The following is a 21,599-nucleotide window of genomic DNA, read 5'->3' as shown; positions in this document are numbered from 1 at the left end:
TTCCCTGCAATCCCCCACCTCCCTCATGGTGAGGTTGTCGAACCACGCACCAGCCATATGCAGCCGGTTTAACTGTTCAAATTTTGCTGCGGTTTTTTGAGAGTTGAGACAGGCGTTCATAATCCAATGCGATCAGCGCCTGCTTTTTCACGCGTGACCACCCCTTGATCTGGCGTTCCCGTGCTATGGCATCAAGGATACGGTCGTAAGTCTCGGTGAAGACAAGTTGGACAGGGCGGCGGCGTTTTGTGTATCCATCGCAAATTCCTGCATTATGTTCCCAAACGCGGGCGTCAACGTCCTGTTTCGTCAGCCCCGTATAATATGATCCATCCGAGCACAGCAGAATATAGACTGTGACCTCCAAGCCTGGCTCTCCATATGCGGCGCTGAATGCTAGGAAAACGGATCACAACAGGCAATTCGACAAAAGTTGCAATATGCACAGTGCGTGGTTCGACAAGCTCACCATGAGGGAGGTGGAGGATTGCACCACGCACCGTCACTCATTCTCACCAACAGCAAAAATCGCAAGAGAGGGGATTTGCAGGTCGAAATCCTCCCCTCTCCTGGATTTTCCGGATCGTCCGGAACTGTCGCCCGCCCCTCGTCAGGGCGGGCTTTTTCGTGCCGCTACGGCAGATCGGCCGCGAACACCGTCTTCCTGCGCAGCGGCAGGGCGAAACCGGCGATCATGGCGGCAAGGCCGATCATCGTCGAGACCGCAAAGATGATCATCGTTGCGCCGCGCAAGGCTTCGGGGCTTGTTGCCTGCGGATAGCTGGCGGCATTGGCGACCAGACCGGCCACCGCAGCCCCGATGGCATAACCGGCGGATTGCAGCGTCGGCAGGAGGGCGGAAGCGCGGTCGCGCTCGCCGTCGCGCGCCGATTCCATCACGCTCTGGCTCAAAAAGCCCCAGCTGACCCCGAACCCCGCGCCGATGCTCATCTGGCCGACCAGAACCACACCCGGCAGATCGGCGGAGAAACCGAGCACGAGAACCGCAAGTCCCGTCACCAGCAATACCGGTCCGAGCCGGATCATCCGCGAGCGGCGGCGCGGGTCCTGCACATTGGCCACCAGAATGGCAATGCTGCTCCAGGCGACGGCAAAGCTGGCGCTGAACGCACCGGCCATGGTCGGGCCATAACCCCAGAGATTCTGCAGGGTCATGACGAGATAGACCGAGGTGGAGGCCTGGGCGACGGGCATCAGCAGCACGATCCACAGGCCGATGCCGACCGTCGACGTCAGGGCAAAGGCATCGGACGGGAACAGCGGCGTGCGGCTGCGGCGGTCAACCGCAACGACGGCAATGAGAACGGCCGCGGCGCCGGCGACACACAGGACTTCCAGCGTCAGCGTCTGCATGATGCCGGCAAGCGCCACCAGCATGATGCCGCCGCCAATCGCCCCCAGCCGCAGGAAAGGCACGGACAGCGCTGCCGCTTCGGCCGCCGAACGCGGTACGATGCGGAACACCAGCGCGATGAAGATCAGCGCCATGGGAACATTGACGAGGAAAGCGGCGCGCCAGGATACGGTTTCCGTCAAAAGCCCGGCAACCAGCGGACCGCCGAAGGCCGCGATGGCCCAGACGACGGCTTCGGCGCCAAACACTTTTGCCACCAGGCGCGACGGGAACAGGTCGGGAATGAGCGCATAGCAGATGGCGGCGATCACGCCCTCGCCCAGCCCCTGCAGGGCGCGGCCGATCAGCACTTCCGTCATCGACGAAGCAAAGGCGGCGATCAGCGTGCCCGCGAGAAAGACGATGGCAGCGCCGACCAATGCCCGGCGCGGGCCGAGCCTGCCCTTCAGCAGCGCGCCGCTGGCACCGCCGACGATGGACAGGACGAGATAGAGCGTGAAGGCCCAGGAAATCAGTTTTAGCCCGCCGATCTCGCGCACGGCCGTCGGCAGGGAGGTGGAAACGAGAAACCCGTTGAAGGCAAACAGCGCCACGCCGAGGCAAAGCGTCGTGGTTGCGGCGGAAAACTGCGGGGTCAGCAGCTCGGACCAGCGGGCATCGCTGGCTGTATCGTCGGGGTCATGCATGGCGTCACCTCAATTAAATAAGTTTTATGTTTTTATATTCCGCTTAATAAAATAAGCAATCGCTTTTTAAAAAGATTTTTGTTACATTGCCGGTATGCAGGATCGAACGACAAATCGCATGCTCTATTCCCTGAAAGTCGCCGGCGCGCAGACCGCCGCGTCCCTGGCGGATCGTCTCGGCATTACCTCCGTTGCGGTGCGGCAGATGCTTGGGCGGCTGCATGAGGATGGCCTCGTCGCCTTTGAAGACAGCCGCGAGACCGTCGGCCGCCCGAAACGCTTCTGGCACCTGACCGACAGTGGCAACGGGCAGTTTCCCGACAATCACGCGGCGCTGACAGCCGATATCCTGGCGTCCATATCAGCCGTGTTCGGCGATGCGGGGCTTGACAAGCTGATCGCGCACCGCGAGGCCACCACGCTCGACCACTATCGCAGGGAACTCGCCGACGCGGGCTCCCTCGAGCAACGGGTGCAGCATCTGGCGGACATACGCTCCGCCGAAGGGTATATGGCAGAAACAACCCGCGATGCGGCGGGTGCGCTGGTTCTGGTGGAAAACCACTGCCCGATCTGCGTGGCCGCCAGGGCATGCCAGAAACTGTGCCGGTCGGAGCTCGACGTGTTTCAGGCGGCGCTCGGTCCCGATGTCGAGATCAGGCGCTTCGAGCATATATTGAAGGGCGCCCGGCGCTGCGCTTACCGGATCACGGAAAGGCCGGGGGACAGCCCTCAGCTGGCAATGAAGCTGTAGAGCATCGGGCTCATATAGCCTCTGCCAACGCGCCAATAATCGCGCATCGGCCCGCCCTCGCAGCGAAAACCCAGCCGCAGGGCCAGCCGGATTGAAGCGGTGTTGTCGGGATGGATGATCGCCGTGATGCGATGCGCCTTCAGATGGGCCACACAGTAATCCATCAGCGTCTTGACCGCCTCGCTCATCAGCCCCTGCCCGTGCCACTCGCGGCGCAGGATGTAGCCGATTTCAAGCCGGTGATTGCTGACCTCGCGGTGATGGTAGTTCACCATGCCGATGCACTCGTCCGTGGTCCTGTCGGCCACAGCCCAGGCCATCGAATCATAGGGCGACGTGGTCTTTGCCAGGATGCGCAGGCAACGCCGCGTTTCTTCCATGGTCGTGCAGGCGGTAAAGCCCCAATACCGCGTCAGCGTTTCGTTCGCGAGGCAGGCGTGCAGCCCGGCTTCATCGCGGCTTTCGAACGGACGCAGGCGCAAGCGCGGCGTCAGCAGTGTCGGGCAGGCAGTGCCCGGCGACACGATCAGCGTCCCCATTTGGGCGTTGGCGGCGTGCTGTTGGGGTTGGCCTTGCGGCGTCCCAGGCGGATCAAGCCGAAAATACCGACGGCGATCATGGTCAGGCCAGCCGGAACGAAGCGCTTGTCGATGCTGACCGCCCCTTTGCGCAGGACGATATCCACCTGCGCCACGTCGAGGCCATCGGCATCGCCGGGTCCGATTCTGATGATATAATCGCCCGGTACCACGGGATCGATATCGCCGATCCGGTCGCGATAGAAGCGCGGCCCCTGCGGCGATCCCCGGTTGGCGGCCTGCGCATTGACATAGGAAAGCGTCTTGACCAGCACATCCCGGCCGTCCCGCGATACGACCGAGGTCAGCGCGGTGCGCCCTTCGGCCGGAATGAAACTGCGCAGCGGCTGCATGTCGGCAAAGATCCGCACCGGGCCGTCACTGGCCTTCAACGAAACCGTCACGGGCTTGTACGGGCCGGGCCGGTCAAACACCCGCCACGACCCCAGCTCGCTGCCTGAAAAATTATAGGCGTACCAGGGATAGCCAATTCCAAGCGCCACGCCGGCGAGCAGGAGCAACAGCAGCAGCTTGCGCATCTCTCAGGCCTTCTTTTCCCAGCGGCCCTCGGCATTCTGCTGCCAATAAGTCAGCGTGTGCCCCCCGGCCTTCAACTGCTTCCACTGCTCTCGCGCCTGTTCGAGCTGCATCTGGTCATGCCCGTCGAACATCAGCACCAGCCGTTCATAGGCTTCGACATGTGCCGGAACCGCGCCATCCACCAGAAAGCGTACCGTGGCCCCGTTCGGATTGCCCTCGCCCGTGGTCAGTATCACCGGCTGCTCCTCCGGGTGCGGCTCCTGATCCGTGGCATGGGCCAGAAACGACGCATCCGACCAGGTCCACAGATGATTGTCGAGACTGTCGCGCCGCTCCTGCGATCCGGTCTGGATGACCACCTTCCACTGGCGGCTCAGCGAGCGCTCGACCAGACCCGGAAGCGCGTTTTCCAGTGTCGATTCAGTCAGGTGGTAGAAGAGGATTTCGGTCATTGTCTCTCTTGGCTCAAAAACGCGCCAGTGTCACTTCGTTGAAGCAGTCCTGGACCGATTCGTCAAAGATTGGGTGGTGCGTGGTGCGTGGTTCGACAAGCTCACCATGAGGGACGGAGTGGATTGCAGGGAGCCTTACTCCGCGACGTTCGCGATTGGCTTTGCAACCAAACCACACCCCTCATGGTGAGCTTGTCGAACCACGCACCACAGTTTCGTCAGCCTTCGAAATTGTCCTGGACCAGCCGGTCAAGCAGGCGGACGCCGAAACCGGACGCCCAGGACTGGTTGTACTCGCTGGCCGGTGTGCCCATGGCGGTACCGGCGATATCCAGATGCGCCCAGGCCGTATCCCCGACAAACCGCTTCAGAAACTGCGCTGCGATGATGGCGCCGCCAAAGCGGGTGCCGATGTTCTTCATGTCGGCATTCTTGGTATCGATCAGCTTGTCATATTCCGCGCCGAGCGGCATGCGCCACACTTTCTCGCCGGTCGACTGCCCCGCATCGAACAGCTGCGCCGCCAGCGTGTCGTCATTAGAGAACAGCCCCGCATGCGACTGGCCGAGCGCAACCATGATCGCACCGGTCAGCGTGGCGAGGTTAACCATGAATTTCGGCTGGAAACGCTCGTTGCAATAGTAAAGCGCATCCGCCAGCACCAGCCGGCCTTCCGCGTCGGTGTTGAGCACCTCGATGGTCTGGCCCGACATGGAGGTTACGATGTCGCCGGGACGCTGGGCATTGCCGTCGACCATGTTTTCAACGAGGCCGACGATGCCGACCACATTGACCTTGGCCTTGCGGCTTGCCAGCGTATGCAGGAGGCCGGTGACGGCGGCCGCGCCGCCCATGTCGCCCTTCATCTCGTCCATGCCGGCGGCCGGTTTGATCGAGACACCGCCGGAATCGAACACCACACCCTTGCCGACGAAGGCGATGGGCGCTTCCTTGCCCTTACCGCCCTGCCATTCCATGATCGCAAGCCGTGCCGGGCGCACCGACCCTTGGGCGACACCGAGCAGCGAGCCCATGCCCAGCTTCTTCATATCCTTGGGGTCGAGAATCTCGACCTTCACATCGAGCTTCTTCAGTTCCTCGATACGTTCGGCAAATTCTACCGGTCCGAGAATATTGGCGGGTTCATTGACGAGATCGCGCGCCAGGATAACGCCTTCCGCCACGGCTTCGGCATTGGCAAAGGCCTTCTTTGCCGCCTGCGGATCGGCCACGAGAAGGGTGATCTTGGCCGAGGACTTGTCGTCCCGGCTCTCGTCATTCCTGCCCTTCTTCGTCTTGTACTTGTCGAACGTATAGGCGCGCAGCAGGATGCCCAGCGCGAAATCCGCGGCATTTTCACCCGACACGTCCGTATCCGGCAACGCCAGAACCACGGAAACATGCTTGGCCTTGCCGATCTTCGAGAAGGCCGAACCGCCCAGTTTCAGCCAGTCATCGGCTTTCAGCTTGGCCGGATCGCCGGCGCCGACCAGGACCAGGCGGTCAAGCTCGGTGCCGCCAGGCGCAAGCGTGCTCAGGCTCGCCGCAAGTTTTCCCTTGAAATCCGAGACATCGATGATACGCGACAGCAACGCCTGCCCGACGACAGATTCGGCTTCCTGCGCGGCCTTGCCTTCGGCTGCCAGAAGCAAAATTGCGGTTCCGTTTTCGACGGCAGCAAACTTTGCAAAACTGATGGATGGTCGTTTGGACATGATATCTCCAGATTGAACAAATTGTGACTTCCTAATTCATCAAAGTTGATGAATGAAGTGGGTAACGATAGGTATCGGGCGCTAACACCTTGTTAACCAGCTTTCTTCGCCTATTTTTAGCCAAGCCTGACTAGATTGAACATATAACGGGTTCGTCCCATAGTGCGGCAAAATAATGCCATGGATTGCATGGCATACATGAAATGGTCGTTCATCCGTGAGCGGCAAGTCGACAAACAAGGTGGCGGAACTCTTTTGCGAAACATGACATGCGCCTGATTGAGTATTACATCTTGCGACGCATCGTCGTCATGTTTCTGGCAGTCCTCCTGTCAGCAGTCGGCATTACGTGGATCGTCCAGGTCCTCGGCCGCATCAACTTCCTGACCACCAGCGGCCAGAGCTTCTTCTACATCCTGAAGTTCAGCTCCAACCTGCTTCCCGCCGCTTTTCCCGTCGTCATGCCGTTCGCGCTGGTCATTGCCGTGACGCAGACGCTGTCGACGATGAACCAGGATTCGGAACTCGTCGTCATCAATGCCTCGGGCGCGCCGCGCTCCACGGTCATCCGGCCCGTCCTGCTTTTTGCCGTCCTCGTTGCCGGTCTTTCATTCGTCATCGCCAATTTCATCGCCCCGTATTCGCAGATGAGCATGCGGCAGATGCTGGCCGACGCCCGCTCCGACGTGATCAATCTCGTCGTGCAGCAGGGCTCGTTCCAGCGGCTGGACAAGGATCTCTATCTGCAGATTGAAAGCCGCGATGCCAACGGCGCCATCAAGGGGCTGTTCGTGTCCGATTCGCGCGATCCGGTGACCGACCTCCTCTACTATTCGAAGGACGGCCTCGTCGTCGACAAGGGCAACCAGAGCCTTTTGGTCATGAAGGACGGCGAAATCGACCGCCGCGACGTGAAGACCGGCGATGTGTCGATCATCAAGTTCAACACCTATGCTCTTGATCTTGCTGAATTTTTACCATCGGACGATAAGGACGTCACCATCTTCCCGAAGGATCGTCCGCTGAACTATCTGATGAACCCGGACCCGAACGATACGGTCTATCAACAGAAACCGCTGCGCTACACCTCGGAGCTGGCCAAACGGTTGACCGACTGGATGTATCCCATCGTTTTCGCCTTCATTTCGCTCGCCGCCGCCGCGGATTCGCGTTCGCACCGCGAGGCGCGCATTTCCGCCTCCTTCACGGCGATCACGTTGAGCCTGATCGTCTTCTGGATCAGCTATTCCAGCGGGCAGGCCTCGGAAAAGAATGAAAACGTCATTCCCTTCCTCTTTGTTTTCCCGATCCTTGTTACCCTGTCGGCCATCTATGCATTGGCGACGAATCGTCAGATCGGCATGCCGGCAAAGCTGGCCGACTTCTTCAAGAACGGGTTTTCGTCACCACAGGCGGCCCTTGCAGGTGTCAGGACAAAGCTGCTAAATCCCCGCTCCGGACGTGGAGCGCGTGACGAATGATAGGCTGGACACTCGGACGTTACTTCTTTCTCCGCTACGTGACGATCACCTGCTATTTCCTCATGGGAAGTTTTGCGCTCGCCCTTATCCTCGATTTCACCGAGCTGTCGAGCAAGCTGGCCGCCCTGCCGGAATATTCCTCCATGCAGGCATTCGGCCTGTCCGTGATGCGCATTCCCTACATCATGCAGCAGGTGTTTCCGTTCATCGCGCTGTTTTCGGCGATGACCACGCTGATCTCGCTGAACCGGAAGTACGAGCTTGTCGTGGCACGCTCCGTCGGTGTCTCGGCCTGGCAGTTTCTCCTGCCCGCCTGCACCGGTGCGTTTTTGTTCGGCCTTCTCGCCGTCCTGATCGTCAATCCCCTCGCCGCCTATGGCTTTGAGAAAAGCGAGGCCGTTCAGGCGGCCTGGCGCAGCGGAAAAACCAACGATACAACCGATGATCGTGTGCCGTGGCTGCGCCAGAAAACCGATGAAGGCGAGACCATCATCGGTGCCAAGAATATCGTCAACCGCGGGTTGCGTTTGGTCGATGCTTCCTTCATCCGGCTGGACAAGAACAAGGACATTATCGAGCGTCTCGACGCCAAAACCGCTGACCTGGAAGATGGCTACTGGCAGTTGACGGACGTGACGAAATTCGTGCTGGGCGAGACACCTGTTTCACCGGGCGACGTCCGCATCGCAACGCATCTTCGGCCTGAATTCGTTGAAGAAAGTCTGGCCCGGCCAGAGACAATTCCTTTTTTTGAGCTGCGTAACAAAATTGCCGCAGCTCGCTCTTTTGGCTATCCAGCCAATGCTTTTGACATGCATTTCCAGTCTTTGCTGGCTTTGCCTGCCCTTTTAATGGCGATGACCCTAATCGCCGCGACGGTTTCGCTGAAATTTGTTCGCTTTGGCCAATCTGGAACGATGATTCTGGGTGGCGTCCTCGCGGGCTTCGTGCTTTATGTCGTCACAGTTGTGGTCAAGGCTTTCGGAAATGCGGGATTCGTTCCGCCTTTCGTTGCCGCTTGGACTCCGGTCCTGATCGCAACTTTTTTTGGGGTCTCCTTTCTGCTGCACAAGGAGGATGGTTAGAGTGGGATTGAATGTAACGCGCTCGGTGTTGCCGACGTGGCTCGCACGGCTTATGTGCGGGACGGCCGTGCTATGCCTTGCAGGCGGGATTTCGTTCCCGGCCTTGGCCCAGACAAATGATGCCCTCGCAGGTAATTTCAAGACGAATCCGAATGCGCAGATGCTGCTGGAATCGGATGAACTCGTCTATGATATCAACGCCAAGACGATTTCAGCCGTCGGCGGCGTGAAGATCGAATATGACGGCAACCGCCTCGTTGCCCGTCAGGTCACCTATGATCAGAAGACCGGCCGCCTGAAGGCCGTCGGCAAGGTCGAGATCGTCGAAAAGGACGGCAACCGCATCTATGCGGAAAATCTCGATGTCACCGATGATTTCAAGGAAGGTTTCGTCAACACGCTGCGCGTCGAGGCTGCGGATAACACACGCTTCGCGGCGGAAAGCGCCGAACGCATCGGCGGTGAAATCACCAAGTTCAACAACGGTATTTATACCGCCTGCGAGCCCTGCCGCGACAAGCCGGGCAAGGCTCCGCTCTGGCAGGTGCGCGCCCAGAAGATCGTCTGGAACGGCAAGAACAAGACCATCCGGTTCGAGCGCGGACGCTTCGAGCTGTTCGGCATGCCCCTGGCCTTCCTGCCGGCGTTTGAAATCGCCGATCCGACCGTGAAGCGCAAAAGTGGCTTCCTGATGCCGAGTTACAGATACGAGACGAATCTCGGCTATGGCGTCAGCGTTCCCTACTTCTGGGCGCTCGCCCCCAATTATGACCTGACGCTGACCGGCACCGGCTATACGAAGCAGGGTTTCCTGGCCGACGCGGAATGGCGCCATCGCCTGGAAAACGGCGAGTACAGCATCCGTGTCGCGGGCATCAGCCAGCAGAAGCCCGGCGAGTTCGACGCGACCAACGATCAGGAAGACCACGATAATACCGGCCGCGGAATGATCGGTTCGAAGGGTGCGATTCACATCAACCCGCGCTGGACCCTCGGCTGGGATGCGATGGTGCAGTCGGACAAGGCCTTTGCCTACCGCTATGGCCTCGAAGGCTATGCGGACTACAACAAGACCGACCAGATCTACCTGACCGGTCTGCATGACCGGAACTATTTTGACCTGCGGCTCTACAAGTTTCACGTTCAGGAAGGTTACTCGGATTCAAACTCGGCTTCGTCTGAGAACAAGCAGCCCTGGGTCCTGCCAAGTCTCGACTATGCCTATATCCCCACCCAGCCTCTTGCCGGCGGCGAGTTGAACTTCAACTTGAACGTACAGGCGCTGTATCGCGACAAGGAAGATGGCACGGCATCGACAGGTCTGACACGCTCCGGCTATCTCTCGGGCATCAAGGGCAATGACGGCCGTATCACCGGCGAAGTCGAGTGGAAGCGTACATTCATTACCGATAGCGGCCTTGTCCTGACACCCATTCTCGCGCTGCGCGGCGATGGCATGTATGTCGACTCGAATTCCGTTGGCGTAAACCGCGATCAGGCCTTCCGCGGCATGGCAACCGCCGGGCTCGAAGCTAAATACCCGATCCTGTTCACAGCAGCCAATTCAACCCACGTGCTCGAACCGACGGCACAGCTCTTTGTCCGCAACAACGAGCCCTATGCCGGCCAGATGCCGAACGAAGATGCACAAAGCTTCGTCTTCGATGCCTCGAGCCTGTTCGAACGGGACAAGTTCTCCGGTTACGACCGGGTCGAGGGTGGCACACGCGCCAATCTGGGTATTCGCTATTCCGGCACGTTCAACAACGGCCTGTCGCTCAACGGTATTGCCGGTCAATCGTTCCAGCTTGGCGGCGTGAATTCCTTTGCCTCGCAGGATTTTGTCAATGCGGGCGCAGAATCGGGACTGGAAACGGCTCGTTCCGACTATGTTGCGATGATCGGCGCCAACTACGGTGCCTATACGCTGACGACGGGCGGCCGCTTCGACAAAGACACATTTGAGGTTCATCGTGCCGAAGTTGCGGCGACGGGCGCCGGCAAATACGGCTCGGTTTTCGGGAAATACGCATTCATCGGCGCTCAGCCCACCTATGGCTTCACCGAGGACAGGCAGGAAGTCACCCTTGGCGGCACGGCCAAGCTGACACCGAACTGGCGTCTTCTCGGCTCGGGCACCTACGATATCGTGCATGACACACTGGTGAAGCGCACGGCAGCGATTGCCTATGACGATGAGTGCTTCACCTACCAGATGTACTATACGCAGCAACGGCCCATCACCGGCACTGGCACAGCCGGCGACACGACAACAACATACGGTTTCCAGATCTCCTTCCGTACGCTGTGGGAATTCGGCAAGCCTGTCGATATTGGCGGCATTTGATTATTTCTTTTCAACTGGCCGCCCTTGCGGCCAGTCATGCTTTTGCCTTAGTAAAACGGCAATAAGACGGAAATGAATCTCACAGGAATGGATTTTACCGGTCATTTTTGTCAAAATGGTCAAAAGAGATCCATAATGATCGGATAATGTGGAACATGATGGTGAGGAAGCACATTCTTGCGGCGGCGATTGTTACCGCTTTGGGCTCGGGCCTGGCGGCCGGCATTTCGTTGCCTGCGCAAGCGAGCGACGTCAAGGTAATCGTCAATGGAATGCCGATTACCGATTATGACATTGCCCGGCGCGCAGCCTTCTTGAAGCTGCAGCACAAGAAGGGCAACCTGCCGCAGATGGCGCGTGAGGAACTCACCGACGACATGCTGAAACGCCAGGAAATGCGGCGGCTGAACATCGTCGTTTCCGATACCGAAGTGAATCAGGCCTTCGAGCGCTTTGCCACCAACAACAAGATGACCCTCGCCCAGCTCACCGGTGTCCTCGACAAGGCAGGTGTGACTGCCGACCATTTCAAGGAATATATCCGCCTGCAGATGGGCTGGGGCCGCGCGCTTGGCACCCGCAACCGGTCGCAGGGCGGCAGCCGCGTGTCCGAGCAGGATGCCGTGCAGCGCATGCTGAAGGACGGCGGCAAGAAGCCTGTCTCGACCGAATTCACATTGCAGCAGGTCATTTTCGTTGTTCCGGCCGCCGATCGCGGCAACATCGCCAAGCGCCGCAACGAGGCCAATGCGCTGCGCGCCAAGTTCAATGGCTGTGACTCAACGCGCGATATGGCAAAGGGCATACTGGACGTGACCGTCCGCGATCTCGGCCGTTTCGTCGAACAGGAACTGCCGCCGGAATGGTCGAAACAGGTCACCGCCACCTCCGCCGGACACGCGACCACCACACTCGACACCGACAAGGGCGTCGAATTCCTCGGTGTCTGCGCAACGCGCCAGCTTTCCGATGACCGCGTCGCCCGCCTTGTTTTCTCGCAGGAAGCGGCAGCGGCCAACCAGAAGCCCGATGCCACGGCGGAAGCGGTCAACAAGCAATATCTCGATGATCTGCGGAAAAAGGCATCCATCGTCAATCGATGATGGTATTGCCTTCCCATGAGCAGCATCCTCGCCGTAAGCTCCGGTGATCCCTCCGGAATCGGACCTGACATAGCGCTTGCCGCATGGGCATTGCGCGCGTCGGCGCGCCTGCCGGCGTTTTTTCTGCTTGGCGACGAAAAGCTCATCGCCGCACGTGCGGCGCGGCTCGGCATGGATTGCCCAATCGAAATCACCACGCCGGAGGATGCCGACAGGGTTTTCGGGCAGGCTTTACCGGTTGTTCCCCTGCAAAACCGCCAAATCGACCGTCCCGGCATTCCGCTCGCCGACAATGCCGCCGGAACGATCGAGGCGATCGAGCGCGCCGTCGAATACACGCTTTCCGGCCGTGCCAGTGCCGTCGTCACCTGCCCCATCGCCAAGAAGCCGCTCTATGAGGCAGGGTTCCGCTTTCCCGGCCATACGGAATTCCTGGCGCATCTGGCCAGTGAGCGGTTCGGCCGCGAGGTCACACCCGTCATGATGCTGGCGGGGCCCCTGCTGCGCGCGGTTCCTGTGACCATCCACATTGCCCTTGCCCGTGTTCCAGAAGTGCTGGATACCGCCCGGATCGTCACCATTTCACGCATCACGGCGCAGGCGCTGAAAAGCCAGTTCGGCATCGCCAATCCACGCCTTGCCATTGCCGGGCTCAATCCGCATGCGGGCGAAGGCGGCGCCATGGGCCTGGAAGACGAAGAGATCGTCCGCCCGGCGGTTGAGATCCTGCGCAAGGAAGGCATCGATGCACGCGGGCCGCTGCCGGCAGACACCATGTTCCATCCGGCGGCGCGTGCCGGTTATGACGCGGCGATCTGCATGTATCACGACCAGGCGCTCATCCCGGCCAAGACGCTGGGCTTCGACGACAGCGTGAACGTGACGCTCGGCCTGCCCTTCGTGCGCACCTCGCCCGACCACGGCACCGCATTCGACATCGCCGGATCGGGCAAGGCCAAGCCGGACAGCTTCATCGCCGCATTGCGCCTGGCGGGTGAACTCGCCTCCCATCGCTCCAGCCCGGAAAACAACGCCGCATGAGCATCGACAGCCTCCCCCCTCTGCGCGATGTGATCGACCGGCACGAACTGATGGCCAAGAAATCCCTCGGCCAGAACTTCCTGCTCGATCTCAACCTGACCGCCAAGATCGCGCGGCAGGCCGGCGATCTGCAGGGCCAGACCGTCATCGAGGTCGGCCCTGGCCCCGGCGGCCTGACCCGCGCCCTGCTGGCGCAGGGTGCCCAAGTGATTGCCATTGAACGCGACGAGCGCTGCCTGGCGGCGCTGCAGGAAATTTCCGATCATTATCCCGGCCGCCTGCAGGTCATATCAGGCGATGCGCTGGAGACGGATTTCAAGGCACTGGCGGGGAACGGCACGGTCAAGATCGTCGCCAACCTGCCTTACAATGTCGGCACGCAGCTGTTGATCGGCTGGCTGTTGAGCGAGCCGTGGCCGCCCTTCTATGCCTCGCTGACGCTGATGTTCCAGCGCGAAGTGGCCGAGCGCATCGTGGCAAAGCCTGGCTCTGATGCCTATGGCCGCCTCGGCGTGCTGGCGGGCTGGCGCACGGAAGCCAAAATAACCTTTGACGTGCCGCCGCAGGCCTTTACCCCGCCGCCGAAGGTGACGTCCTCGGTGGTTCACCTCATTCCGCGCGCCGAGCCGCTCGCCTGCGATGCGACCATGCTCGGCCGCGTCACGCAGGCCGCCTTCGGCCAGCGCCGCAAGATGCTGCGCCAGAGCATCAAGCCGCTCGGCGGTGAAGCGCTTCTGGCCAAAGTCGGGATTGATCCCACACGCCGCGCCGAAACACTGTCCATTGCAGAGTTTGTAGCGCTGGCCAACGCGGTTTAGGTATGGGTTAGGGAAACCATTGGTAAATCTTGCATAACCACTGTGCGTGGTTCGACAAGCTCACCATGAGGGAGATGGGTGGGCTGCAGGGCTAGTCGGAAACATTGCAGAATAAAGCTCCCTGCAATCCTCACTCTTCCTCATGGTGAGCTTGTCGAACCACGCACAATGTTCCTGCAGATATCAGATAACCTGCGCCGTTAATCGATCTTCTCATCCAGCAGGCCGCTGACGAAATCGAACAGGCCGGGGCAACGGTCGCGGCGCAGGCGTTCGGCCGTCACGATGGACTGGACCTCGTGATAGGCGCGTTCCAGATCCTTGTTGACGATGACGTAATCATAGGAACGCCAGCGCTCGATCTCGTTGCGCGCATTGCGCAGGCGCATGTCGATGACTTCTTCGGTGTCTTCGGCGCGGCGATGCAGCCGCAGCTTCAGGTCGGCCATCGACGGCGGCAGGATGAAGATGCTGACGACGTCGCCCTTCATCTTGTCCTGCAACTGCAGCGCGCCCTGCCAGTCGATGTCGAACAGCATGTCCTGCCCGTCGGCCAGGGCGTTTTCCGCCGCCTCACGCGGCGTGCCGTAGAAATTGCCATGCACTTCAGCCCATTCGATCAGTTCATCGCTGTCGCGCAGGCGCTCGAATTCGCGCACCGAAATGAAGTGATAATGCACGCCGTCGATCTCGCTGGCGCGGCGCGGACGGGTGGTCACGCTGATCGACAGCGACAGCTCGAGCTTTTCCTTGTCGTTGAGCAGCAGACGGGCAATCGTCGACTTGCCGGCACCCGATGGCGACGACAGCACCAGCATGAGGCCGCGGCGCTTGATGCTGTTTGAGGCGTTGAGCATGTTTACTCCAGATTCTGTATTTGCTCGCGCAATTGATCCACAACCGCCTTGAGGTCAAGTCCAATCGACGTGATGGAGGCCGCATTGGACTTGGAGCAGAGTGTATTCGCCTCGCGGTTAAATTCCTGTGTCAGAAAATCCAGCTTGCGCCCGACACCGTTGCCATCGCGCAGCAGCGTGCGCGCGGCGGCCACGTGCATCTCCAGACGGTCCAGCTCTTCCTGGATATCGGCCTTGGTGGCGAGAAACGCCGCCTCCATGTGCAGGCGCGCTTCATCGAGAGCCGGAGATGCATCGAGCAGCAGTGCAACCTGTGCCGCCAGTCTCGACCGGACGGCGTCGAGTGTCCGGCTCGGATCGCGCCGCGCCTCCCCGGTCAGCCGTTCCACCGCATCGATCTGGGTGCTCAGTATATCACCCAGCGCCTTGCCCTCGGTCTCGCGGTTGCGCGCAAGCTGCACCAGCGTCTCGTCGAGGACCGCCAGCACGGCCGCTTCGATCTCGGCCTGGTCTTCATCTGTCAGCACGTCCTGCGGCGCTTCCAGAACGCCGCGCAGCGCCATCAGGCCTTCCGGGGTGGACGGTGCCAGACCGAAGTCCGCACGCAGCTGGGCGGCGATCCCTGCCAGTTCCCTCAGCAGCGGTTCGTTGATGAGCGCCCTGGCATCCCCGGCGCTGCGGTCAACGGTCAGGGTCGCCTGGAAATTGCCGCGCTTGAAATGCTGGCTGAACAGCGCGCGCGCCTTCTGCTCCACGGCTTCGAACCCCGCGGGCAGCCGGAACCGCACATCGAGCCCCTTGCCGTTCACCGATTTGATTTCCCATGAAATCTGCGCCCCGGCGCTGTTCCGGAGGTGACGGGCAAAACCCGTCATGCTTTGCAATGACATTTTTCCCCCAAAGTCCGAAAGGACAAGGCCTGATCGAAACCAGGCCTTCAGACATTATTCCTGTGTCGGCGCGCTGTCGTCTGCCGCAGACGGCTTGGCATTCTTGTCGCCGGTGGCGGCCTTGGCAGCCTCGTCGACACGGTTCTTCTCGACGGTGCGCCAGCGCTTCACATTGTCGTTGTGGTCATCCAGCGTTTCGGCGAAGACATGCCCGCCGGTTCCATCGGCCACGAAGTAGAGGTCCTTGGTCTGCGAGGGATGCGCAACCGCTTCCAGCGCATCGCGACCCGGATTGGCAATCGGCCCGGGCGGCAGTCCATTGATCGTGTAGGTGTTGTAGGGCGTCGGCTTCTCCAGATCCGATTTCAGGATCGGGCGGTCGGCCGGTTTGCCCTTGCCGCCGAACAGGCCATAGATGATCGTCGGATCGGACTGCAGGCGCATCCGCTTGTTCAGGCGGTTGATGAACACGGCGGCGACGCGCGGACGCTCATCGGCCTTGCCGGTCTCCTTCTCGACGATGGACGCCAGCGTGACGAATTCCTCGATGGTCTTGAGCGGGATGCTCTGGTCGCGGCGCGCCCAGATATCCTCGACCAGCTTCTTCTGGTCGGCCTGCATCTTCTTGATGATTTCCTCGCGCGTCATGCCGCGGGAGAAGCGCTGCGTGTTGGCGAACAGCGTGCCTTCCGCCGGAACGACAGCCGGCAATGCCCCCACCAGCGCATCATCCTCGCTGACACGCTGCAGAATCTGGTCGACGGTCAGGCCTTCGGGAACGGTCAGCGAATGCAGGACAGACTTGCCGCTGCGCAGCAGGTCCATGATGTCACGCATCGAGGCGTGCGCCTTGATCTCGTACTCGCCGGCCTTCATGTCACGCTGAAAGCCATAGGCCTGAACGCCATATTTGAACACGCGGCCGTCGGTGATGATGCCGCGGCGTTCGAGGCCATCGGCGATTTCGACGATGCCGCTGCCGTTCTTGACGACATAATTGGTGGTGACTTCCGTCGGGCCGGGTTCGTTGAAGGCAACTTTGCCGAAATAGACCGCAGCAGCGGCTGCAATCACCAGAAGAACCACGAGCGACAGCATGAAATTGGCGAAGACAACGATCTGGCTGCGCGCACGGCGCGAGCGGCGCCGGGGTGCGGGCGGCGGCGTGCCCGGTTCGGGGCGCAAGGCCTCGGATGCCGACTGCGGGACAATCGGATTGCGCTCCGGCGCGCTGGCGGCGGCTGAACCGTTCGTCTCTTCAGACTGCTGATCTGAGCTCACACGGGCACCTCGAGCATGTTTTTCCGGTTGGAACCGGTATTATTTTGATTGCGAATATGGCGAAAGCGCGAAAACGCTTCCGCCATTGCTTCAATCACTGTTGATAACGCCGCAAAACCAGCGAAGCGTTGGTACCGCCAAAACCAAAGGAATTGGAGAGAGCAACATCGACGGTGCGATGCCGCGGCTTGTGCGGGACCAGATCGATCTTTGTCTCGACCGATGGCTTGTGCAGATTGAGCGTGGCCGGAGCGACATTGTCGCGAATGGCCAGCGCACAGAAGATGGCTTCTGTCGAACCGGCTGCACCCAGAAGATGACCGATGGAAGACTTTGTCGACGACATCGACACTTTCGGAGCGGCATCGCCCAGAACGCGTTCAACGGCCGCCAGCTCAATCGTATCGGCCATCGTCGATGTGCCGTGCGAATTGATGTAGTCGACCTGATCCGGGGTAATGCCTGCGCGCTTCAGCGCCATTTCCATGGAGCGCTGCGCACCCTCGCCGCTCTCGGACGGAGCGGTGATGTGATAGGCATCGCCGGACAGGCCGTAGCCGATGACCTCGGCGTAAATTTTCGCCCCGCGGGCCAGCGCATGTTCCAGCTCTTCCAGCACGACGATACCGGCACCCTCGCCCATGACGAAACCATCGCGGTCATCGTCGTAGGGACGCGAGGCCGCTGTCGGATCATCGTTGCGGGCTGTGGACAGGGCCTTGCAGGCGGCAAAGCCGGCCAGCGAGATGCGGCTGACGGGCGATTCCGTTCCGCCGGCAACCATCACATCGGCATCACCGAAGGCGATGAGACGCGACGCATCACCGATCGCATGCGCGCCGGTCGAGCAGGCGGTGACAACCGAATGGTTCGGGCCGCGCAGCTTGTGCTTGATGGAGACCTGGCCGGAAGCCAGATTGATCAGACGTCCGGGAATGAAGAACGGCGAAATGCGGCGTGGACCCTTGTCGCGCAGCGTATAGCCGGCTTCGACAATGCCCTCGAGACCGCCGATACCCGAACCGATGAGAACGCCCGTGGCGATCTGATCCTCGTCGCTTTCCGGTGCCCATTTGGCATCGGCAAGCGCCTGATCAGCGGCAGCCATGGCATAAATGATAAAGGGATCAACCTTGCGCTGTTCCTTCGGTTCCATCCAATCGTCCGGATTGAATGTGCCATCGGAGCCATCGCCGACTGGAATGCGGCAGGCAATCTTGCAAGGCAGATCTTCAACTTCAAACTCTGTGACCCGCCGGGCACCGCTCTGGCCAGCCAGAAGGCGGGACCATGTGTGCTCAACACCGGATGCAAGAGGAGAAACCAGCCCAAGGCCGGTTATGACAACGCGCCTCATGGCCGATCCTTCAATGTCATATTCAGCATGATATTTTCCAAGGGCCCTGCGCAGGTTCCGACAAAGGCAATCTGCCGCCTGTCAAAATGCCTGCGCTGCCGGGCCGAATGAAAATCAGGCTTGTGCTTTATCGATGAACTTGACGGCATCGCCGACTGTCAGAATTGTCTCGGCAGCATCATCAGGAATTTCAACGCCGAATTCTTCTTCGAAAGCCATCACGAGCTCGACAGTATCAAGGCTGTCTGCGCCCAGATCGTCGATGAAGCTCGCACCATCGGTGACTTTCTCGGCATCAACGCCCAGATGTTCAATAACGATTTTCTTGACGCGTTCTGCAGTATCACTCATGTGGAAACCTCAACCTGTTTGTTTTTCTCCATGCCTTGGTTAGCGGCACGGATGACTCTAATCAAGCAATAAGATGGCAGGTCAGCCTTGTTTAACAGCTAAAACCCCTCATCCCAGCCACTTCTTCCTCGCGGAATGGAAAAGGCATCAAATCGATTTGACACCCTGACTTGGTGCGCGACTTATCACGCTTTATTCACGGTCTCAATCGCATAAATGTGATTGCGACGTAAACGCCCGGCGCAAAGGTGCAGCCGGGCGGAATACGCGTGACCAAAGGAGCGAGCGAACAGCTTGATGCAATCGGTCGTTGTCGCAGTTCAAAGCTCCAGTTTGATCTGGCGTGATGAGGCACCCACCATAATTTTGCTGGGCGGCACCAGTTTCCATGTATTCTTATCGGTATCCCAGATGCTCTGCATTCGAGGTGGAATTTTAACAGCCACTTTTTTCTTTTCGCCAGGCTTCAGATCAACTTTCTCCCAACCGACGAGCCGTTTAGGTGGCTCCCCCGCTGCTGAAGGAAACTGGATATAGACCTGCGGCACCTCTTTTCCGGAAACCGTACCGGTATTTTCAACGGAAAAGGATACTGTTTTCGTGCCGTCCGTTCCGTCCGTATCCATCCGTAAATCCGAATATGCAAAACTGGTGTAAGACAGACCAAAGCCGAATTCAAACAACGGCTCCACGCTTTTCGCATCGTACCAGCGATACCCGACATTGAGTTTTTCGGAATAAACCGGATTTTCAGACCAGGCGCCACCACCTGTCGGGGTGTCAGTTTCCTTTTTCGGAAAGGTAATCGGCAGTTTTCCTGAAGGGTTGATCTTGCCGAACAAGATATTCGCAATAGCCGGTCCGCCATTTTCACCAGGATACCAGGTTTCCAGAACAGCTGACACATTATCGATCCAAGGCATCAGGATAGGATTTCCACTTTCGATGATGACGATCGTGTTTTTATTGACAGCAGCTACCTTCGTTACCAATTCGTCTTGATTGCTGGGATTGCCTTTGCCATCGCGAACAACGCTCAAACTGAGCGAGAGCGACGTCACGTCCTCGCCTGAGGGCTGAGCGACAACGACAATTGCCACGTCTGATGTTTTCGCCAGCTCGACGGCAGCATCTATTTCTTGTGCCGTGTAGGGACGAAACGGCTGAGCACGGTCGCTGTTTCCGCCATAACTTACCTCGGCATTCGGTGCGGCGTCCTTGATTGCCCGAACGATCGACGTTCGTACCAGCGCCCACGGAACAGCCCACCAGCCGCAGCCATTTTGATGCAGTTTCACATCCCCGCACGTGTCGTAATTGCCCCAGACCGGGTGTCTGGTTGTTCCAGAACCGCCCCCGGACAAGACTGCGTCATCCGCATGGGCGCCAATAACCGCGATCTTTTTCAGTTTCACTGCGTTCAATGGCAGGAGGTGTGCATTGGGTGCGGCACTGAGCGGCGCTCGTGCTTGCTCATTTTTAAGCAGAACAATCGATTCTTCAGCCACTCTTTGCGCGACGGCTGCCCCGCTTTCGAAATCGGTTTGCGGTTTAAAGTCTGCGACTTTGTTATCGACCGGCGGATTGTCCATGACACCGACCTTAATCATCGTTCGCAGCTTGCGCCGTACCATATCGTCCAGACGCGATATGGGGATGGTTCCGTCATTCAGAAGCGGCTTCACTTTTTCGGCAAGAAAATAATCAGCCGCCTGCCAATCCTCTTCCTCATCGACACCGGCATTGATCGCGCCAGCGGTAGAATGTATGGCTTTCCAATCAGTCTGAACCTGCCCCTTGAACCCCCACTCATTCTTGAGAATTTCTGTCAACGTGTGATAGTGCTGGCAAGCCGGTATGCCGGCGGGATATTTATCAAGTGTGAGTTTGTTGTACGAGCACATGACGTTGCCTGGCTCGGCCTCCCGAACGGCAATCTCGAAGGGCAGCATGTAAATCTCCCGCAGCGTGCGTTCGTCGATGGCGCTGCTGCCTGTCGTGCGATAAGCCTCCTGTTCATTACCCACCATATGTTTGATCGTTGCAATTACCTGCTGGCTCTGGGTGCCTTTCGTACGCCACGCCAAAAGCTTGCCTGCAAGGACTGGATCCTCTCCCAGATATTCAAACATGCGACCCGAACGTGGATCGCGAACCATGTTGGCGCCGCCGCCCAACCCCATGCCATATCCCTGCGCGCGCAGTTGTTTGGCGATTTCAACACCGTAATCATAAGAAAGTTTTTCATCCCAACTTGCCGCAACAGCAAGCGTTGCCGGGAAAGTCGTGCTGGCGAGCTTCAACGCGCCCGAGCCCGTCGATGAGTCGGCTATCGTCAGCTCCGGAATATTGAGTCGTGGCAGCCCCGGAATGTGCCCAGCCCCGCCCCCGCCGGTATCACCCATAGTCTTGTGATCCGTGCGGATAAATTGCAGCTTCTCATCGAGCGACATTTGCGCAACGAGACTGGCGGCACGAACATCGGCAGGGTCAACTGCACGCTGTTCGTCGCTGCCTGCATCTGCTTTCCGGGCATCCGCTTTGTTCGGCTTAGGCTCACCGCCCCCCGCGGGAGGCTGCGCGATCTCCGGAACAGCGGTGTTTTGGCTGATTTCAGCCGTCGCGCCGGCCGAATAGGTTCCCGTACCATCGCTTGCTGATTTTTCGTCGTTGTTGCAAGCGGCCGTGAAAATCGGAATGAGAGATAAAACGAGCGCGTTCCATATGGATTTTTTCAAAACAATTTCCTCCTCGAAATGTTCTTGGTATAATTGTTTTGATGGTCGAAATAATTCAGGCAAAAATCAATTCTACAAAGGTCTAGGGTCAGGCTCATTCGTACAGTGAAAAACAAAGCCCCGGACGTTTCCGCCCGGGGCTTTCAAATA

General features: G+C 59.3%; 19 protein-coding genes. 7 read left to right on the top strand and 12 right to left on the bottom strand.

The window, feature by feature from the left end; genetic code table 11:
* Positions 1-76: 76 nt before the first annotated feature.
* Together ACP7B1_RS17010 and ACP7B1_RS17005 are read right to left on the bottom strand one after the other, a co-directional pair.
* Complete coding sequence (locus ACP7B1_RS17010) at positions 77-367, bottom strand: GIY-YIG nuclease family protein (RefSeq protein WP_346307792.1); 291 nt, start codon at positions 365-367, stop codon at positions 77-79.
* Positions 368-633: 266 nt separating this feature from the next.
* Complete coding sequence (locus ACP7B1_RS17005; RefSeq protein WP_346307793.1) at positions 634-2,061, bottom strand: MFS transporter; 1,428 nt, start codon at positions 2,059-2,061, stop codon at positions 634-636.
* A 118-nt stretch (positions 2,062-2,179) separates the two neighbouring features.
* Between ACP7B1_RS17005 and ACP7B1_RS17000 the strand changes: the two genes are divergently transcribed.
* The gene (locus ACP7B1_RS17000; protein WP_346307794.1) at positions 2,180-2,815 is read left to right on the top strand and encodes a metalloregulator ArsR/SmtB family transcription factor; all 636 of its coding nucleotides are present in this window, start codon (positions 2,180-2,182) and stop codon (positions 2,813-2,815) included.
* Here ACP7B1_RS17000 and ACP7B1_RS16995 read toward each other — a convergent pair.
* The 4 genes from ACP7B1_RS16995 to ACP7B1_RS16980 all read right to left on the bottom strand — a co-directional run bounded on the left by ACP7B1_RS16995 (position 2,794) and on the right by ACP7B1_RS16980 (position 6,100).
* Positions 2,794-3,339, bottom strand: coding sequence for a GNAT family N-acetyltransferase (locus tag ACP7B1_RS16995; protein WP_426137144.1), 546 nt, complete (start codon positions 3,337-3,339; stop codon positions 2,794-2,796). The two genes, ACP7B1_RS17000 and ACP7B1_RS16995, sit on opposite strands and share 22 nt — an antisense overlap.
* A 2-nt stretch (positions 3,340-3,341) precedes the next feature.
* Positions 3,342-3,932 (bottom strand): hypothetical protein, encoded by a 591-nt coding sequence (locus ACP7B1_RS16990; protein ID WP_346305550.1) that lies wholly within the window; start codon positions 3,930-3,932, stop codon positions 3,342-3,344.
* Between the two features lie 3 nt (positions 3,933-3,935).
* On the bottom strand, positions 3,936-4,385 hold the full coding sequence (locus ACP7B1_RS16985; RefSeq protein ID WP_105735768.1) for a DNA polymerase III subunit chi: 450 nt from the start codon (positions 4,383-4,385) through the stop codon (positions 3,936-3,938).
* A 218-nt stretch (positions 4,386-4,603) separates the two neighbouring features.
* The gene (locus tag ACP7B1_RS16980; RefSeq protein WP_346305549.1) at positions 4,604-6,100 is read right to left on the bottom strand and encodes a leucyl aminopeptidase; all 1,497 of its coding nucleotides are present in this window, start codon (positions 6,098-6,100) and stop codon (positions 4,604-4,606) included.
* Between the two features lie 269 nt (positions 6,101-6,369).
* Here ACP7B1_RS16980 and ACP7B1_RS16975 point away from each other — a divergent pair, with 269 nt between their 5' ends.
* The 6 genes from ACP7B1_RS16975 to rsmA all read left to right on the top strand — a co-directional run bounded on the left by ACP7B1_RS16975 (position 6,370) and on the right by rsmA (position 13,975).
* A complete protein-coding gene (locus tag ACP7B1_RS16975) occupies positions 6,370-7,581 on the top strand; it encodes an LptF/LptG family permease (RefSeq protein ID WP_346305548.1) in 1,212 nt (403 codons plus the stop codon).
* Positions 7,578-8,666 (top strand): LPS export ABC transporter permease LptG, encoded by a 1,089-nt coding sequence (gene lptG / locus ACP7B1_RS16970; protein WP_346305547.1) that lies wholly within the window; start codon positions 7,578-7,580, stop codon positions 8,664-8,666. Before ACP7B1_RS16975 ends, lptG begins: the two co-directional genes overlap by 4 nt.
* 1 nt (position 8,667) lies before the next feature.
* Positions 8,668-11,013 carry an LPS-assembly protein LptD gene (locus ACP7B1_RS16965; RefSeq protein WP_426137142.1) on the top strand — a complete coding sequence of 782 codons (2,346 nt, stop codon included), beginning with the start codon at positions 8,668-8,670 and terminating at the stop codon, positions 11,011-11,013.
* A 155-nt stretch (positions 11,014-11,168) separates the two neighbouring features.
* The gene (locus tag ACP7B1_RS16960; protein ID WP_346305579.1) at positions 11,169-12,116 is read left to right on the top strand and encodes a peptidylprolyl isomerase; all 948 of its coding nucleotides are present in this window, start codon (positions 11,169-11,171) and stop codon (positions 12,114-12,116) included.
* 15 nt (positions 12,117-12,131) lie between these two features.
* Positions 12,132-13,157, top strand: a complete 1,026-nt coding sequence (pdxA, locus tag ACP7B1_RS16955) for a 4-hydroxythreonine-4-phosphate dehydrogenase PdxA (RefSeq protein WP_346305580.1) — start codon at positions 12,132-12,134, stop codon at positions 13,155-13,157.
* The gene (gene rsmA, locus ACP7B1_RS16950) at positions 13,154-13,975 is read left to right on the top strand and encodes a 16S rRNA (adenine(1518)-N(6)/adenine(1519)-N(6))-dimethyltransferase RsmA (RefSeq protein WP_346305581.1); all 822 of its coding nucleotides are present in this window, start codon (positions 13,154-13,156) and stop codon (positions 13,973-13,975) included. The genes pdxA and rsmA overlap by 4 nt, the downstream gene beginning before the upstream one ends.
* Before the next feature lie 200 nt (positions 13,976-14,175).
* On the opposite strand, the gene gmk is transcribed toward rsmA, so the two are convergent.
* The 6 genes from gmk to ACP7B1_RS16920 all read right to left on the bottom strand — a co-directional run bounded on the left by gmk (position 14,176) and on the right by ACP7B1_RS16920 (position 21,512).
* The gene (gene gmk / locus ACP7B1_RS16945; protein ID WP_105735787.1) at positions 14,176-14,832 is read right to left on the bottom strand and encodes a guanylate kinase; all 657 of its coding nucleotides are present in this window, start codon (positions 14,830-14,832) and stop codon (positions 14,176-14,178) included.
* Positions 14,833-14,834: 2 nt separating this feature from the next.
* Positions 14,835-15,722 carry a YicC/YloC family endoribonuclease gene (locus ACP7B1_RS16940; protein WP_426137139.1) on the bottom strand — a complete coding sequence of 296 codons (888 nt, stop codon included), beginning with the start codon at positions 15,720-15,722 and terminating at the stop codon, positions 14,835-14,837.
* Between the two features lie 54 nt (positions 15,723-15,776).
* Entirely contained in the window at positions 15,777-17,003 is a 1,227-nt protein-coding gene (mltG, locus tag ACP7B1_RS16935; protein WP_223611242.1) for an endolytic transglycosylase MltG, read from the bottom strand.
* A 94-nt stretch (positions 17,004-17,097) separates the two neighbouring features.
* Positions 17,098-18,360 carry a beta-ketoacyl-ACP synthase II gene (gene fabF, locus ACP7B1_RS16930; RefSeq protein WP_223611243.1) on the bottom strand — a complete coding sequence of 421 codons (1,263 nt, stop codon included), beginning with the start codon at positions 18,358-18,360 and terminating at the stop codon, positions 17,098-17,100.
* Positions 18,361-18,474: 114 nt separating this feature from the next.
* A complete protein-coding gene (locus ACP7B1_RS16925) occupies positions 18,475-18,711 on the bottom strand; it encodes an acyl carrier protein (protein ID WP_008128530.1) in 237 nt (78 codons plus the stop codon).
* A gap of 320 nt (positions 18,712-19,031) precedes the next feature.
* Positions 19,032-21,512, bottom strand: coding sequence for a beta-glucosidase family protein (locus ACP7B1_RS16920; protein WP_346305583.1), 2,481 nt, complete (start codon positions 21,510-21,512; stop codon positions 19,032-19,034).
* Between the last annotated feature and the right edge of the window lie 87 nt (positions 21,513-21,599).

Origin of the sequence: Phyllobacterium sp. SL163, from assembly GCF_049896885.1 — a bacterium.
Classification (GTDB): Bacteria; Pseudomonadota; Alphaproteobacteria; order Rhizobiales; family Rhizobiaceae; genus Phyllobacterium; species Phyllobacterium calauticae.
Note: the sequence above shows the minus strand (reverse complement) of the source record. Positions and strands in the feature narration are given on the sequence as shown.